The 16,444-nt window shown below is 31.7% G+C and carries 18 protein-coding genes and 1 tRNA gene; 16 read left to right on the plus strand and 3 right to left on the minus strand.

Going from position 1 to position 16,444, the window contains the following annotated elements; genetic code table 11:
- The first annotated feature begins 6 nt into the window (after positions 1-6).
- The 16 genes from fucP to FBE96_RS02505 all read left to right on the plus strand — a co-directional run bounded on the left by fucP (position 7) and on the right by FBE96_RS02505 (position 13,501).
- A complete protein-coding gene (fucP, locus tag FBE96_RS02430; RefSeq protein ID WP_002871643.1) occupies positions 7-1,263 on the plus strand; it encodes an L-fucose:H+ symporter permease in 1,257 nt (418 codons plus the stop codon).
- The gene (locus FBE96_RS02435) at positions 1,247-2,017 is read left to right on the plus strand and encodes an amidohydrolase (RefSeq protein ID WP_002871644.1); all 771 of its coding nucleotides are present in this window, start codon (positions 1,247-1,249) and stop codon (positions 2,015-2,017) included. Before fucP ends, FBE96_RS02435 begins: the two co-directional genes overlap by 17 nt.
- Positions 2,018-2,335: an L-rhamnose mutarotase gene (locus FBE96_RS02440; RefSeq protein ID WP_002825110.1), complete on the plus strand. Its 318-nt coding sequence runs from the start codon at positions 2,018-2,020 to the stop codon at positions 2,333-2,335.
- Positions 2,336-2,348: 13 nt separating this feature from the next.
- Positions 2,349-3,788, plus strand: a complete 1,440-nt coding sequence (gene aldA / locus FBE96_RS02445) for an aldehyde dehydrogenase (protein ID WP_002871645.1) — start codon at positions 2,349-2,351, stop codon at positions 3,786-3,788.
- A gap of 327 nt (positions 3,789-4,115) precedes the next feature.
- Entirely contained in the window at positions 4,116-4,502 is a 387-nt protein-coding gene (rpsL, locus tag FBE96_RS02450; RefSeq protein ID WP_002782934.1) for a 30S ribosomal protein S12, read from the plus strand.
- A 69-nt stretch (positions 4,503-4,571) separates the two neighbouring features.
- Positions 4,572-5,042 (plus strand): 30S ribosomal protein S7, encoded by a 471-nt coding sequence (rpsG, locus tag FBE96_RS02455; RefSeq protein ID WP_002779471.1) that lies wholly within the window; start codon positions 4,572-4,574, stop codon positions 5,040-5,042.
- 12 nt (positions 5,043-5,054) lie between these two features.
- Positions 5,055-7,130 carry an elongation factor G gene (fusA, locus tag FBE96_RS02460; protein ID WP_002797112.1) on the plus strand — a complete coding sequence of 692 codons (2,076 nt, stop codon included), beginning with the start codon at positions 5,055-5,057 and terminating at the stop codon, positions 7,128-7,130.
- Positions 7,131-7,158: 28 nt separating this feature from the next.
- Positions 7,159-7,235 (plus strand) — tRNA-Arg (locus FBE96_RS02465).
- A gap of 17 nt (positions 7,236-7,252) precedes the next feature.
- A complete protein-coding gene (locus tag FBE96_RS02470) occupies positions 7,253-7,402 on the plus strand; it encodes a hypothetical protein (protein WP_002854981.1) in 150 nt (49 codons plus the stop codon).
- Between the two features lie 5 nt (positions 7,403-7,407).
- On the plus strand, positions 7,408-8,109 hold the full coding sequence (locus FBE96_RS02475) for a tRNA1(Val) (adenine(37)-N6)-methyltransferase (protein WP_002858505.1): 702 nt from the start codon (positions 7,408-7,410) through the stop codon (positions 8,107-8,109).
- Positions 8,099-8,473 (plus strand): YkgJ family cysteine cluster protein, encoded by a 375-nt coding sequence (locus FBE96_RS02480; RefSeq protein WP_002855009.1) that lies wholly within the window; start codon positions 8,099-8,101, stop codon positions 8,471-8,473. Before FBE96_RS02475 ends, FBE96_RS02480 begins: the two co-directional genes overlap by 11 nt.
- Complete coding sequence (locus tag FBE96_RS02485) at positions 8,446-9,723, plus strand: hypothetical protein (RefSeq protein ID WP_002858550.1); 1,278 nt, start codon at positions 8,446-8,448, stop codon at positions 9,721-9,723. Before FBE96_RS02480 ends, FBE96_RS02485 begins: the two co-directional genes overlap by 28 nt.
- Positions 9,720-10,496 carry an indole-3-glycerol phosphate synthase TrpC gene (gene trpC / locus FBE96_RS02490; protein ID WP_002854779.1) on the plus strand — a complete coding sequence of 259 codons (777 nt, stop codon included), beginning with the start codon at positions 9,720-9,722 and terminating at the stop codon, positions 10,494-10,496. The genes FBE96_RS02485 and trpC overlap by 4 nt, the downstream gene beginning before the upstream one ends.
- 9 nt (positions 10,497-10,505) lie before the next feature.
- The gene (locus FBE96_RS02495) at positions 10,506-10,991 is read left to right on the plus strand and encodes an HIT domain-containing protein (RefSeq protein ID WP_002858543.1); all 486 of its coding nucleotides are present in this window, start codon (positions 10,506-10,508) and stop codon (positions 10,989-10,991) included.
- Positions 10,981-11,979: a tRNA 2-selenouridine(34) synthase MnmH gene (gene mnmH, locus FBE96_RS02500; protein WP_002854897.1), complete on the plus strand. Its 999-nt coding sequence runs from the start codon at positions 10,981-10,983 to the stop codon at positions 11,977-11,979. Before FBE96_RS02495 ends, mnmH begins: the two co-directional genes overlap by 11 nt.
- 286 nt (positions 11,980-12,265) lie before the next feature.
- The gene (locus tag FBE96_RS02505) at positions 12,266-13,501 is read left to right on the plus strand and encodes an ammonium transporter (RefSeq protein WP_002780812.1); all 1,236 of its coding nucleotides are present in this window, start codon (positions 12,266-12,268) and stop codon (positions 13,499-13,501) included.
- A gap of 59 nt (positions 13,502-13,560) precedes the next feature.
- On the opposite strand, the gene hemH is transcribed toward FBE96_RS02505, so the two are convergent.
- From hemH to FBE96_RS02520, 3 genes are read right to left on the minus strand one after another with little or no spacing between them, the layout of a single operon-like run.
- The gene (gene hemH / locus FBE96_RS02510; RefSeq protein WP_002859048.1) at positions 13,561-14,472 is read right to left on the minus strand and encodes a ferrochelatase; all 912 of its coding nucleotides are present in this window, start codon (positions 14,470-14,472) and stop codon (positions 13,561-13,563) included.
- Complete coding sequence (locus FBE96_RS02515; protein ID WP_002872101.1) at positions 14,469-15,347, minus strand: Gfo/Idh/MocA family oxidoreductase; 879 nt, start codon at positions 15,345-15,347, stop codon at positions 14,469-14,471. The genes hemH and FBE96_RS02515 overlap by 4 nt, the downstream gene beginning before the upstream one ends.
- Before the next feature lie 4 nt (positions 15,348-15,351).
- Positions 15,352-16,425: a DegT/DnrJ/EryC1/StrS aminotransferase family protein gene (locus FBE96_RS02520; RefSeq protein ID WP_002868051.1), complete on the minus strand. Its 1,074-nt coding sequence runs from the start codon at positions 16,423-16,425 to the stop codon at positions 15,352-15,354.
- Positions 16,426-16,444: the final 19 nt, after the last annotated feature.

Genomic DNA, 16,444 nt, shown 5'->3' on the forward strand with positions numbered 1-16,444 from the left:
TAAAAAATGACTGATTCTAAAAATATAAAAATAGCTATTGTTTTGGTAACTTCTCTTTTCTTTTTATGGGGAGTAAGCTATGGACTTATTGATGTGATGAATAAAAATTTTCAAAATCATCTTCATATTAGCCAGCATGAAAGTGGTTTTTTACAGTTTGCTTATTTTGGTGCTTATTTTATCATAGCCTTACCCGCAGGTTATATAGCCAATAGATTTTCTTATAAAATGGGAATCATTTTTGGCTTAGCTCTTTATGCCATAGGAGCTTTGCTTATTATACCTGCTACAAATTTGGCTTCTTTTCATTTGTTTTTGTTTGCGTTTTTTATTTTAGCTTGTGGTATTGGTTCTTTAGAAACTAGTGCAAATCCCTACATGACAAAGCTTGGTGATGAAAAAAATGCGAGTTTTAGAATCAATGCTGCGCAAAGTTTTAATGGTTTGGGGCAATTTGTAGGACCTATTATAGGCGGAGCTTTATTTTTATCTATTACTAAACAAGAAGAGGGTGCGAGTAAAGAGCAAATCGAGGCTGCATTGGTAGCTAATATGGGAAATGTCCAGCTTGTTTATATAGGAATTGCTGTCATTGTTATTTTGATTTTAATTGCTTTTGTTGCAAATAAGCTTCCAGAAGGAAGTGCGGTAAGTGATGATTATAAGCAAAAAGATGATTCTAAGCCCATATATGTTTTTAAACACAGACATTTTAACTTAGGGCTTTTAGCGCAGTTTTTGTATATAGCCAATCAAGTTGCAGCAGGAGCTTTTTTTATCAATTATGTTGTAGAACATAATGAAGGTTTAAAAGATGCGCAAGGTGCTTATTATTTTTCTATAGCTTTGATTGCATTTATGCTAGGGCGCATTGTTTCTACTCCTTTGATGAAGATAATCAAAGGTGAAAAAATTTTAGGATTTTATTCTCTAATCAATGTGCTTATATGCTTTAGCTTGTATTTTGCTAGCGGGTTTTTTAGCATAGTGCTTTTAATAGCTTTATTTTTCTTTATGTCTATTTCTTTTCCTACTATTTTTGCGGTAGCAACAAAAAATTTACCTTTAAATCAAGTAAAACTAGGCGGTTCTTTGCTTGTGATGAGCATAGTAGGTGGAGCAATTATGCCTATAATTATAGGTTTTATTAATGATCATTATGGTACAGGCGCTGGGTATTTAGCAATGGCACCTTTGTTTTTATATGTGGCTTGGTATGGCTTTATAGGCTCAAAAGTGAGAAAAAATGCAAAAGATTTTTGATGCTCATCTACACCTTTGGGATTTGGAAAAAATACCTATTTCATGGATAAAAGACGATGAAAAATTAGAGCAAAATTATGATTTTTTTAGGATGAAACAAGAATATAAAGAATTTGAATTTATAGGTGCTATGTATGTTGAGGTTAATAGTGATGATTTAGAAAAGGAAGCTTTGTTTGCTTTGGAGCAAAAAAAGCTTCATAATCTTTTGTTTTGTTTAGCGGATTTTAAGCATAAAGAAGAGCTTAGTTCTTTTAGGGAAGTAATGCACACGAGCAAAAAAGGAGCTAAAAGACTATTTGAAGCAGACTTTGAAGAAAAAATAGAAATTTTAAAAACTTTCAATATACCTTTTGAAGCTTGTATGAAAAATGAAGAACTCAGTTTTTTGGAAAATTTTTTAAATAAAAATTCAAATTTAAAAGTAGTTTTAAATCATCTAGGAAGTCCAAAAATAAATCGTTTAAATGAATACAAAAAAGATTTAAATCTTTTGAAAAAATTTCCAAATTTATATATCAAGCTTTCTATTCCTGATGGTTTTTCGCAAGAAACTCCTAAGGAATTTATTTTTGAGCTTTTTGCTTTTTTAAAAGAAAATTTTAGTGAGAATAAATTTATATTTGGCAGTAATTATCCAGTGTCTAATTTGTCTCCAAAGCAATGGATTGAGTTGATTATGCAAAGTAAGGTTTTTAAAGATTTGGACTTGATATTTTATAAAAATGCTTTATCAATTTATAAAGGAGAATGAATGCAAAGATACGGTCAAATCATAAAGATAAAAAAAGAGAAGATACAAAAATATAAAAATCTTCATGCAAAGCCTTATGAAGGGGTTTGTGAGATGATTAAAGAATGTAATATACAAAATTATTCCATTTATTTGTTTGGAGAATATTTATTTGCATATTTTGAATATGTGGGTGCTGATTTTGAAGCGGATATGGCTAAGATGGCAAGAGATGAAAACACGCAAAAATGGTGGAAAGTAACAGATCCTTGTCAAATATCTTTAGGTTATGCAGGACAAAAGTGGCTAAATATGGAAGAAGTGTTTCACTTAGACTAAAAAAGGAGAAAAAATGACAACTTATTTAAATTATATTGATGGAGAATTTATCCCACATAATGGGGATTTTATCGAAGTTTTAAATCCAGCTACTAAAGAAGTAATTTCAAAAGTAGCGAGTGCTTCTTTAGAAGATGCCAAAAGAGCGATTGAAGCAGCCAAAAAAGCACAAAAATCCTGGGAGACTAAGTCAGCAATTGAGAGAGCAAATCATTTAAGAGAAATAGCTAGTTTAATACGCAAAAATGCTAATTTCTTAACAGAAATTTTAATGCAAGAGCAAGGAAAAACTAGAGCTTTAGCCAGCGTGGAGGTTAATTTTACAGCAGATTATATGGATTATACGGCCGAATGGGCTAGAAGATATGAAGGTGAAATCATACAAAGCGATAGAGCTAATGAGCATATATATTTATATAAAAGTGCTATTGGGGTAATTGGTGGAATTTTACCTTGGAATTTTCCATTTTTCTTAATCGCAAGGAAGATGGCACCTGCTTTACTAACAGGAAATACCATAGTGATAAAGCCAAGTAGTGAAACTCCAAACAATGCTTTTGAATTTGTAAAACTTGTTTCGCAAAGTTCTTTACCAAAAGGTGTGTTTAATTTGGTTGCAGGTAAAGGTAGTGTAGTAGGATATGAATTATCAAGCAATGAAAATATAGGCATGGTAAGTCTTACAGGAAGTGTTGAAGCAGGGGCTAGAGTAATGGAAGCTGCAGCTAAAAATATCATAAAGGTTTCTTTAGAACTTGGCGGAAAAGCTCCTGCTATAGTGTGTAAAGATGCGGATATTGATTTGGCAGTAGAAGCGATTAAGGCAAGTCGAATTTGCAATAATGGACAGGTTTGTAATTGTGCCGAAAGAGCTTATGTGCATACAAGCATTTATGATGAATTTGTAGATAAATTTGTAAAAGCCATGAGTAAGGTAAGTGTTGGAAATACCTTAAAAGGTGATTTTGATATGGGACCATTGGTCAATCAAGCAGGGGTTGATAATGCTTTAGCAATGCTTCAAAGAGCTACAGCTAAAGGAGCAGTTGTGGAATGCGGTGGAAAAATCACTGATACAAGTGGGTATTATTTTCCTGCAAGTGTTCTTACTAATGTTAAACACGAAGATGAGATCATGCAAAAAGAAATTTTTGCTCCCATTTTGCCTATTGCTAAATTTGATACACTTGATGAAGCTATTGATATGGCAAATGATTGTGAATATGGTCTTACAAGTTCTATTTATACACAAAATTTAGATATAGCAATGAGAGCTAGCAGAGAAATTAAATTTGGTGAAACTTATATTAATCGTGAAAATTTTGAGGCTATGCAAGGTTTTCATGCAGGCTTTAGAAAAAGTGGCATAGGCGGAGCTGATGGAAAACATGGTCTTGAAGAATATTTAGCTACCCATGTGGTATATTTGCAGTATAATACTAATAAACAATGATTTTTATCCTATCTAAATTTTTAGATAGGAGTTATTATAATCTTGGAATCAAGTATGATGCTTTATAACTATGGATTAAACACTTTTTTAGTAATTTCTTAAAATCAATTTTGGAATTTTTCATTTTGTCTAAAATGAGTAAGATTATTTTTATAAGTAAAACAATAATTAAAAATTAGTTTATGTTTTATAAATATTAATGTAAATTATGTAGGTTTATTTTATAAAAATTTTTAAAAGCATTTAAATTATTTCTAGTTTATATTTTTGTAAGTAAATTTTAGATATCATCCAAAGTTTATTACATTTTTAAAGAAAGGAATTATTGTGCCTACCATAAATCAATTGGTTAGAAAAGAGCGCAAAAAAGTTTTAGAAAAATCTAAATCTCCAGCGCTTAAAAATTGTCCACAAAGAAGGGGAGTTTGCACTAGGGTTTATACTACAACACCTAAAAAACCAAACTCAGCGTTAAGAAAAGTTGCCAAAGTAAGACTTACTAGTGGCTTTGAAGTGATCAGCTATATCGGCGGTGAAGGTCATAACTTGCAAGAACACAGCATTGTTTTAGTGCGTGGTGGTAGGGTAAAAGACTTACCAGGGGTTAAATATCACATCGTTCGTGGTGCTCTTGATACAGCAGGTGTTGCAAAAAGAACAGTTTCTCGTTCTAAATATGGTGCTAAACGTCCTAAAGCAGGCGCTGCAAAATAATCATTCATACAGACAAATCCGTTAGATTTGATTTTGTTTGAGTAAAATTTAAAATTTGAAGGAAAAATAATGAGAAGAAGAAAAGCTCCGGTAAGAGAAGTCTTGCCTGATCCGATTTATGGTAATAAAGTAATCACAAAATTTATTAATTCTTTAATGTATGATGGTAAAAAAAGCACAGCTACAACAATTATGTATGGTGCTTTGGAAGCTATTGATAAAAAAGGTGGCGAGAAAAAAGGTATTGATATTTTTAATGATGCGATTGAAAATATTAAGCCTTTATTAGAAGTAAAATCTCGTCGTGTAGGTGGTGCAACTTATCAAGTTCCAGTTGAAGTTCGTCCTGCTAGACAACAAGCTTTGGCGATTCGTTGGATTATTTCTTTTGCAAGAAAAAGAAGTGAAAGAACTATGATTGATAAACTTGCAGCTGAGCTTTTAGATGCAGCAAATAGCAAAGGTGCTTCATTTAAGAAGAAAGAAGATACTTATAAAATGGCTGAAGCAAATAAAGCATTTGCCCACTATCGTTGGTAAGAAGGAGTGTGTATGTCAAGAAGTACTCCTTTAAAAAAAGTTAGAAATATCGGTATTGCTGCTCACATTGATGCGGGTAAAACGACTACATCTGAAAGAATTCTTTTCTTTACAGGTATGAGTCATAAAATCGGTGAAGTTCATGATGGTGCTGCAACTATGGACTGGATGGAACAAGAGAAAGAGCGCGGGATTACTATCACTTCTGCGGCTACAACTTGTTTTTGGAAAGATCATCAAATCAATCTTATTGACACTCCAGGCCACGTGGATTTTACAATTGAAGTTGAAAGATCTATGCGTGTTCTTGATGGTGCTGTTGCGGTATTTTGTTCAGTGGGTGGGGTGCAGCCTCAAAGTGAAACAGTTTGGAGACAAGCAAATAAATATGGTGTTCCAAGAATAGTATTTGTAAACAAAATGGATAGAATCGGTGCAAATTTCTACAATGTAGAAGATCAAATTCGCAACCGTTTAAAAGCTAATCCAGTTCCACTTCAAATTCCAATCGGTGCTGAGGATAATTTTAAAGGCGTAATCGATCTTGTAACTATGAAAGCTTTAGTTTGGGAAGATGATACTAAGCCAACGGATTATGTAGAAAAAGAAATTCCAGCTGAACTTAAAGAAAAGGCAGAAGAATATCGCACAAAAATGATAGAAGCAGTTTCTGAAACTTCAGATGAGTTGATGGAAAAATATTTAGGCGGAGAAGAATTAAGCCTTGAAGAGATTAAAACAGGGATTAAAGCAGGATGTTTAAGTCTTTCTATCGTTCCTATGCTTTGCGGTACAGCGTTTAAAAATAAAGGGGTTCAACCTTTACTTGATGCTGTTGTGGCTTATTTACCAGCTCCTGATGAAGTGGCAAATATCAAGGGTGAATATGAAGATGGCACAGAAGTTTCTGTAAAATCAACTGATGATGGCGAGTTTGCAGGACTTGCATTTAAAATTATGACAGATCCATTTGTAGGACAACTTACTTTCGTGCGTGTTTATCGCGGTTGTTTAGAAAGTGGTTCTTATGCTTATAACTCAACTAAAGATAAAAAAGAAAGAATTGGTCGTTTGTTAAAAATGCACTCTAACAAAAGAGAAGAGATTAAAGTGCTTTACGCAGGCGAAATTGGTGCTGTTGTAGGACTTAAAGATACTTTAACAGGGGATACTCTTGTAAGTGAAAAAGATAAGGTAATCCTTGAAAGAATGGATTTTCCAGATCCAGTTATTTCTGTTGCAGTTGAGCCAAAAACTAAAGCAGATCAAGAAAAAATGTCTATTGCTTTAAATAAATTAGCACAAGAAGATCCAAGTTTTAGAGTTTCTACAGATGAAGAAAGTGGCCAAACTATCATTTCAGGTATGGGTGAGTTACACCTTGAAATTATCGTTGATAGAATGCTTCGTGAATTTAAAGTTGAAGCTGAAGTAGGTCAACCACAAGTTGCTTATCGCGAAACTATTAGAAAAACTGTTGAACAAGAATACAAATACGCTAAACAATCAGGTGGTCGTGGTCAGTATGGACATGTATTCTTACGCCTTGAACCACTTGAGCCAGGTAGTGGATATGAATTTGTTAATGATATCAAAGGTGGAGTAATTCCAAAAGAATACATTCCTGCAGTTGATAAAGGTGTTCAAGAAGCATTACAAAATGGTGTTTTAGCAGGTTATCCTGTGGAAGATGTTAAAGTAACTGTTTATGATGGAAGTTATCACGAGGTGGATTCATCTGAGATGGCGTTTAAACTTGCTGCTTCTATGGGCTTTAAAGAAGGTGCTAGAAAAGCAGGTGCTGTGATCTTAGAGCCTATGATGAAAGTTGAAGTAGAAACTCCTGAAGATTACATGGGTGATGTTATTGGAGATCTTAACAAACGCCGTGGTCAAGTAAATAGCATGGATGAGCGTGGTGGAAATAAAATCATCACAGCATTTTGTCCTTTGGCTGAAATGTTTGGTTATTCTACTGATCTTAGAAGTCAAACTCAAGGTCGTGCGACTTATTCTATGGAATTTGATCACTATGATGAAGTTCCTAAAAATGTTGCGGATGAAATCATCAAAAAAAGAAACGGTTAAATTTTTAGCGGGATTTTTCCCGCTTTCTGTCCTCGTAGCTCAGCAGGATAGAGCGCAAAATTCCTAATTTTGAGGCCGTGAGTTCGAATCTCGCCGTGGACACCATTTTATGGGGTGTTATTATGATAAAAATTGCTTTTTTTATAACTTTTGTAATTTCTTTTTTGGCAGCACAAAGCCCAGTAAATTTTAAAGAAGATAATAATATAACAAAAGAACGAAATATATTTAAAGAACAATCTCCAAAACGCATTAAAATTCCAACGCATTAAAATATATGTCAGATCTGATTACGCTAGCACAATTATCACAAGGGTATCGTTACAATAGTGATTCTTTAATTTTAGCTGATTTTATTTTAAAACAAGGAATTAAAGGCGCTGTTTTTGATGTAGGTGCGGGCTGTGGTATCATAGGTATTTTACTTAAAAAAAATATTGCAAATTTAAGTTTATCTTTGATTGATATTCAAAAAGAAAATATAAAATTGATTGAAAAAAATTTAAAATCCAACAAAATACAAGGCGATATTTTTCATGATGATTTTAATCAATTTCAAATCATAAAAAAATTTGACTTCATAGTCTGCAATCCTCCATTTTATAGACAAGGAGCTTACAAGAGTGAAGATCAGCATAAAGCTATAAGTAAATTTCAGGAATTTTTACCCTTGCATAGCTTTTTAGCTAAAACAAATTCTATGCTTAAGCCAAATGGTACTTTGTATTTTTGCTATGAAGCTTTAGCTTTAGATGAAATTTGTTTTATTTTAAAAGATATGAAAATGAAAATAACAAAGCTTTGCTTTGTACATACACATCAAAACAAAAAAGCAAGACTTGTTTTGATACAGGTAAAAAAAGGTTCAAAATCGCCTTGTGAGATTTTACCTCCTTTTTTTGTATATGAAAATGAAATTTTAAGCAAACAAATGCAAGAAATTCACTTAAGATTTAGGTTAAAAAGTTATGATATTTGATAAAAATTTTTCTTATGCTTTTGATGAAAATGCTTGTGAGAAATGCGGTGGAAAGTGTTGCACTGGAGAAAGTGGCAATATTTTTGCGAGCAAGGAAGAATTAGAAGCATTAAGAAAGCATTTAAATTTAGAAAGCAAAGAATTTGCTGAAAAATACTTGAGAAAAGTGGGCTTTAAAATGAGTTTTAAGGAGGTCGAATGTGAAGATGGCTTTGCTTGCATTTTTTTTGATACTCAAAAAAGAAATTGTAGTATCTACGATTTTCGTCCAAAACAATGCAGAACTTTTCCATTTTGGGAATATTTTAAAACACATCAAAAGGAATTAGAAAAAGAATGTATAGGTATTTGTTATTTGTCTTAGCAGCCTTTTTTTTGGCAGCTTGTGGAAGTTCAAAAATCAATGTTGTTTATCCTGATTATACAAAATATAAAAGCAATGATTTTGATTTAAGGGTTATGAAGGCTTATAATTATGAGTATTATAAACAATACAAAGAAGCCAGAGATGAATTTTTAAGTCTTTATCAAGATTATAATAATACTAATTTTTTAGAAAATGCATTTTTACTTTCTTTAGCAAACAATCTTGACAAGCAAGCAGAGTTAGATAATCTAGCAAAGCCTTATTTAAATCAAAATGACAATCTTAAGCGACTTAGTGCTCTTTATGCTTTAAATTCAAATGATATCAACAATGCTCAAAAACTTATGAAAGAGCTTTTAACAAAAAAGGATAGTGATCCTAGAAATTTAGAGCTTTACGGAGATATTTTGGTTAAAAAAAATGATTTAAAAAATGCTACAAAATACTATAGATCTGCTTATAATCAAGTGCAAAATGAAGAAATTTTATTTAAACTCATAGGAATTTATGCGATTTTGAATGATACTTTAAATATTAAAAATGTTTTAGAATTTTCAAGAAAAACCAATGGTTGCACTCTCAAAACTTGCGTCTTGCTTGCTAAAATTTATTTTGATGAAAAAAATATCGAAGCTTTAAAAAGTATATATAAAGAGCTTTATCAACTTACCAAAAATAAAAGTTTTGTATTGGCTTTAGTTGAGCTTTTAAATTCTCAAGGCAAAACAGAAGAAGCTTTAAAAATTTCTTTGCAGTATGATTTAGATGATGACATTAAACTCGCTTTGTATCAGAATTTAAAACGCTTTGATGATGCTAAAAAAATGAGTTTAGCTCTTTATCATAAAACAAAAAATAAAGAATATCTTCTACGAGCGGCAGTTTTTGAATTTGAAGCTGCAAATGAAGCTAAAAAAATCACTCCAAAAGTAATTGATTCTGTAAAAGAAAAATTCGAACAGGCTATCGATAAAGATAGCAATGCTTTGTATTTAAACTACTATGGATATTTGCTTATAGATTATGATTTAGATGTTAAAAAAGGTATAGAGCTTGTGAAACTTGCCTTAGAAAAAGATCCACAGAATTTGTATTATTTAGATTCTTTAGCTTGGGGGTATTATAAACTAGGCGATTGTAAGCAAGCATGGGAAATTTTAAAACAAACATTAGATGATAAAGAATTTGCAAATTCTGATGAGAGCAAAGCTCATATAAAAGCGATAAAGGCGTGTATAAAACCATGATATTGGATAAAATTTTTGAAAAAACAAAAGAAGATTTAAAAGAACGCAAACTAAAACTTCCTTATGATATGTTAGGGCGTTCTTTAGCTTCAAATCCTTTCTTTCCAAAAGATGTGATTAAGGCTTTAAAAAGAGTAGAAAAAGAAGTTAAAATCATAGCAGAAGTAAAAAAAGCAAGCCCTAGCAAGGGAGTCATTAGAGAAGACTTTGATCCTTTGAGTATCGCTTTAAATTATGAGAAGAACAAAGCTGCGGCGATTTCTGTTTTAACTGAGCCGCATTTTTTTAAAGGTTCTTTAGAATACTTAAGTCTTATACGCCGTTATACGCAAATTCCTTTACTTAGAAAAGATTTTATCTTTGATGAGTATCAAATTTTAGAAGCTTTGGTTTATGGGGCGGATTTTGTATTATTAATCGCTAAAATGCTAAGCATGAAAGAGCTTAAAAAACTGCTTGAGTTTGCAAGACATTTAGGTCTTGAGGCTTTGGTTGAAATCCATGATAAAGAGGATTTGAGTAAGGCTATTTTTGCTGGAGCGGATATTATCGGTATCAATCATCGTAATTTAGAGGATTTTACTATGGATATGAGTTTGTGCGAAAAACTTATCCCACAAATCCCAAATTCAAAAATCATCATCGCAGAAAGTGGTTTAGAAAATAAAGAATTTTTAGAGCATTTGCAAAATTTAGGCGTTGATGCTTTTTTAATCGGCGAATATTTTATGCGCGAAAAAGATGAAGGAAAGGCTTTAAAAGCTTTGCTTTAAGGAGGGAAAATGCAGTATTTGTATGCACCATGGCGGAGTGAGTATTTTGAAAAAGTAAAAAGCATTTGTCCATTTTGTGATTGTGCTAATAAGATCAAAAGCGATGAAGAATTAGGCGTGATTTTTAGAGCAAAGCATTGTTTTGGAGTGATGAACCGCTATCCTTATTCTGCAGGGCATTTTATGGTGATTCCTTATATACATGAAGAGCATATAGAAAATTTAAGTGATGAAATTTGGCAAGAAATGAGTTATTTTGTGCGTTTGGGGGTAAAAATTTTAAAAGAGCAAATTCATGCAAATGGAGTGAATATCGGTATGAATTTAAGCAAGGATGCAGGAGCTGGCATAGCTTTTCATTGTCATTATCATCTAGTGCCACGCTGGTCAGGAGATACAAATTTTATCACAACCATAGGAGAAACTAGGGTTTGTGGCACTAATATAGAGCAAGTTTATCAAAAACTTGTTTTGGCTTTTAAAAATGCTCAGTGAAGTTGAATTTGTAGAGTTTCAAAAAGAAAATTTCTCTTTTTTAATCGATGCAAGAAGCCCTAGAGAATTTTTGCATTCTCACTTGATAGGAGCTTTAAATTTTTATGCACTCAATGATGAAGAATATCAAGAAATAGGAACAATTTATAAGAAAAATCAAGCTTTAGCTAAGGCTATGGGTGCGAGTTATATTTGTCAAAATACCGCTAAGCATATATTAGAAATCACTCAAAATTTTCGCATAGGAGAAAAGGTGGGGATTTATTGTTCTCGTGGGGGTTTGCGTTCAAAGTCTATCGCAGTGATTTTAAGTGAGCTTGGCTTTAGGGTGGTGCGTTTAAAAGGTGGGTTTAAAGCTTATAGAACTTTTGTAACGCATTATTTCGAAAATGAAATAAATTTTGATTTTTTTGCTCTTTGTGGTAATACAGGTTGTGGAAAAACAGAGCTTTTAGAACAACTCCCACAAGCTATAAATTTAGAAAAAATGGCAAATCATTTAGGCTCGTCTTTTGGTGATATTTTAGGAAAACAACCTACGCAAAAAGCTTTTGAAGCAGAACTTTTTCACAATATTCAAAATTTAGAAAATTTTGCTTTCATAGAAAGCGAAAGTCGCAAAATAGGGGATATTATCTTACCTTTGAAATTTTATGAAAAAATGCAAAAGGCTTTTAAAATTTATTGTTTTTGTTCTTTGGAAAATCGCGTTAGAAGAATACAAAAAATTTATCAAGAAAAAATGACTCCTTTGAAATTTCAACAATGTGTGCAAAAAATCAGTCCTTATATCAGCTTAAATTTACGCCAAGATTTGCTTCAAAGTTATGAGAGAAAAGAATGGCAAAAGCTTATTGTTATGCTTTTGGAGTATTATGATAAAACTTATAAAAAACCAGATAAGATTGATCTTGAGTTAAATACTGATGATATTTTAAAAGCTAAAGAAGAGCTTTTAGATCATTTTAAAGCACAATTACTTTTTTAATATCAGATAATTTTATTAAATAATCAAATTTTTTCTTCATTATCTTGTAATAATCCTTTTTATCTTTGTTGTTTTTTAACTTGGCTCAAATTTTTATTTTAATGCTAGTAATTTTGAATTATAGAGAAGTAAAATATTTTTTAAAATACCTATTTATAGTAATTTAAGATAAAAAAATAAATTTTGATAAAAAAAATATATAAAATATTTCTTAAATTTATATTTTTTTAAATCATTTTAAATATAATTATCTCGCAATTAAATTTTTGTAAGAAAGGACAGGTAAATGAATGCGATAAATTCAAGTTTTATTGTGTTGTGTACTTTGCTAGTTTTGCTTATGACTCCAGCTTTGGCAATGTTTTATTCAGGTATGGTAAGAAGTAAAAATACTCTTAATACTATAATGAATTGCTTTATTGTTTTTGGTGTTATTACTTTACAATGGGTAGTGCTTGGATTTAGTCTTTCTTTTGGTAAAGATGAAGGACTTGGGCTTGTAGGAAATTTCGAGAATTTCCTCTTAGAGGGTATTAGCGGATACAACGCTTCAGGCGTTCCAAATATTCTTTTTGTGATTTTTCAAATGATGTTTGCACTTATTGCATCTGCCATCATAACAGGCTCTTTGGTGGGAAGAATTAAACTGGGTGTTTTGGTGATATTTCTACTTTTTTGGAGTACTTTAGTTTATGATGTGTTAGCACATATGATTTGGAGCAGTGAGGGATTTTTGCTTAAAAGAGGAAGTCTTGATTTTGCTGGGGGCGGTGTTGTGCATATTAGCTCTGGGGTTGCTGGACTTGTAGGAGCTTTGATGGTAGGCGCTAGAAAAAGTGATGATGAGGATAAAAACGCGCATTCTATTCCTTATGCTTTCTTAGGTGCGATTTTGCTTTTTATAGGATGGTTAGGTTTTAATGCTGGAAGTGCTGGCGAAATGAATGATATTGCTATCAATGCTTTTATAGTAAGTATTATATCAGCAGCTTGCGGCTTTTTATCTTGGGTGGTACTTGAGTGGCTCATCCATAAAAAACCGACTATTTTAGGTGGACTTAGTGGGCTTGTAGCAGGGCTTGTGGGAATTACTCCAGCTTGCGGTTATGTAGATATTTATGCTTCTCTTGTTATAGGGACTTTGTCTTCTGTGTTTTGTTATTTTGGTTTAAGTTTTATTAAATACAAACTCAAATGGGATGATTCTTTAGATGCCTTTTCTTTACATGGAATCGGAGGTATTTGGGGAGGAATTGCCACAGGGCTTTTTGCAAGTGCTAAAGTAAATCCTAATGTGATTGCCCAAAATGCACTTGGCGAGGGATTTTTTATCAGCGGAAGTTTGGAACTTTTAAAAGAGCAAATTTTTGCTATTGTGATTTGTGTGGTTTTGTCAGCTCTTATAAGCTTTGTTATTTTTAAGATTATCTCTTGTTTTACAGACTTAAGAGTAAAAGAAGAAGTAGAGCAAAAAGGCTTAGATGTGAGTTTGCACGGAGAAAAAGCTTATACTTTAGCTTAGTTGGCTAAATTTTTACTAAAAAGTCCTTGTAATCATAAACAAGGACTTCAAAATCATTCTTAATTAAAATCAGACAAATACTTTAAAATAAAGTGGATAAATTCATCACTATCATTTGGGCAAGTGATTAAATCATAATCGCACTTTGCTAAATGTTTATACTCCATACCTAGCTCAAAAATCGTTTCAGAACAATCAATGCAAAAAGAAATAGGGTAAATCAGAGCTTTATCGTTTAAATTTGCCAAAACATCGCTTGTATTTGGTTCAAGCCATTTTACAGGGCCTAGTTTAGACTGATAAGCTAAAATAAATTCATCAAAATGATCTTTTAGCTTTTCTTTTAAAATTTCTACATGATCATTTACATGCTTTTCATATAAATCACCTTTATCAATAATGCTTTGTGGTAAAGAATGCGCTGAAAAAATCAAAATTTTGGCATCAAATTTACTTTTTTTAGCCAAAATGTGCGAAACTATCATCTCGTTATAAAGCTCATTTTTGTAAAAAATATCTATAGTTTTTACTTTTGCTTGAATTTTTTGCTTTGAAATTTCATTTTGCAGAACTTCTAAAGATGAAGTTACTGTGGTGCAAGAATGGTGCGGATAAAGTGGAAAAAGAATGATTTCATCACTTGCATTTAAAGTGTATTTTTGCAAAATTTCTGTGGCAAAAGGAGGAACATAAAGATTTACAAAATCAAATTTAAATTCATCTTGTTTTAAATTAAGCTTGTCACACAGGCTTTGAGTAAGTTCGTTTAAAGGGGATTTTCCGCCCATTTTTTTATAGTTTTCTTGCATGGCTTTAACGCGAGCCTTTGTTATGATCCATGCTACAAATTTTCTTAAAAATCGATTTTTGATTCCTAAAATATAAGGATCATTAAACATATTTTTTAAAAAAACTTCACAATCTTGTAAATTCGTAGCTCCGCCCATATTTAAAAATAAAACTAATTTCACGCAAACCTTTCTAAAATTTCTTGAACTTTGTAAGCATCGCTCGTGCTGGCTAAATGATTGGGTTGATTATCGATAAGTTTTAACAAAGCTTCGTGTTCTGAAAAAAGTGGACTTTGTTGAGTAAGTTCTATAAAATTTCCATCTTTTAATAAAGAAAAGTCATTTAAATTGGCTTCATAAAAATGATTTTTAGTAATAAGATGAATTTTTCTTAGTTTTTGTGTGCTATTCCAACTTTGATGTATGCTAGCAATACATTTTTCAAGCTCACATAGAATAATGCTTTCACTTTCTCTTGTTTGATCTTGGGTGTATTTTTTAAGCAAATTGGTTTTTGTTATTTCTTGTTTGCTTAAAAAACAAAGCAAATCAAGATCATGCACAGCCAAATCTTGCAAAATCCCTACATCGCTGATTCTTTGTGGGTAGGGTGAAAATCTTTGTATGTTAATGCTGATAATTTCTTCATTTTCAAGCTCTTTTTTTAGGGCTAAAACCGCAGGATTAAATCTTTCGCAAAAACCTACACCTACTTTTATGCTGTATTCTTTAGCTAAATTTGAAATTTCGTCTATTTCTTTTAAATTTAGAGCTAAAGGCTTTTCGATTAAAACGCATTTGCATTGTTTAAAAACTTTTTTTGCTATTGTTAAATGTGAATTTGTAGGTGTTGCTATGATGATAATATCATTATTTTGATTTAAAAATTTATCCAAATCATCATAAAAAATATCATAAAAAATATCATCAAAAATATTTAGGTTTGGATTTTTGCAAAGATCAAAAAGTGCATTAAGTTTAAAATGAGAATTTTTACTAAGTTCATTTAAGTGGTTTTGCCCCATTTTTCCAAGGCCTATGATACCTATTTTCATGGAATCAATCTTTAAAAATACAAATAACTTGCTCTTGCTCTTCTTCACTTAAAAAAGGTGAAAAAGGCAAAGATAAGATGTGTTCGCTTGCGTATTCTGAATTTTTAAGTTCTAAATTTGAAAACTCACTAAAGCAAGGTTGTTTATGCAAAGGGGTTGGATAGTGTATAGCATAAGGTATATTAGCTTTTTCAAATTTTTGCAATACACTAGCTCTATCTTCAACTAAAACGCTGTATTGTGCATAAGCACTAAAAGCATTTGGATTAATTTGTGGAATTTGGCAGTTTTTTAAATTTGCATTATAAATTTGTGCTAATTTTTGTCTTTTGTCTAATTCTTTTTCTAGGTATTTTAACTTAACATTTAAAATCGCTGCTTGTAAGGTGTCAAGGCGTCCATTTATACCTATAAATTCATGTTTATAACGCTGAGTTTGTCCGTGATTGAGTAAAATTCTTATTTTTTTAGCAATTTCATCATCATGGCAAAAAATAGCCCCGCCATCGCCATAAGCTCCCAAAGGCTTCGAAGGAAAAAAGCTTGTGCATGAAATTTTAGCTATAGAGCAGGATTTTTCTCCTTTGAAACTTGCGCCAAAACTTTGTGCACCATCTTCGATCAAAGTGATATTTTTATCTTTTAAAATTTCTTCTAAAGCCCTTAAATCACTCATTTGTCCAAACATACTCACTGCTATAACAGCTTTAGTTTTTGGAGTTATTGCTTTTTGCACTGCTTTAAAATCAAGATTGTAATTTGATAAATTTATATCTACAAAAACAGGTTTTGCACCTACCAAGGCCACAACTTCAGCTGTTGCTATGAAAGTAAAACTAGGCACTATAACTTCATCATCTTTACCAATATCTAAGACTCTTAAGGCAAGGTATAAAGCACTAGTTCCACTTGAGCAACCTATAGCGTGTTTAACACCTAAGAAATGAGCTAAATTTTGCTCAAATTCGTTAAGCTTTGCACCGCCTATGAAAGAAGAGCTTGATAAAACGCTTTCAATTTCAGCATTGATTTCATCTTTGTATGCGAGATATTGGGCTTGAAGATTGATAAAATTCATAAAAAACCTTAGAGAAATA

Origin of the sequence: Campylobacter sp. CFSAN093241 (genome assembly GCF_012889595.1) — a bacterium.
GTDB classification, from domain to species: Bacteria; Campylobacterota; Campylobacteria; order Campylobacterales; family Campylobacteraceae; genus Campylobacter_D; species Campylobacter_D jejuni.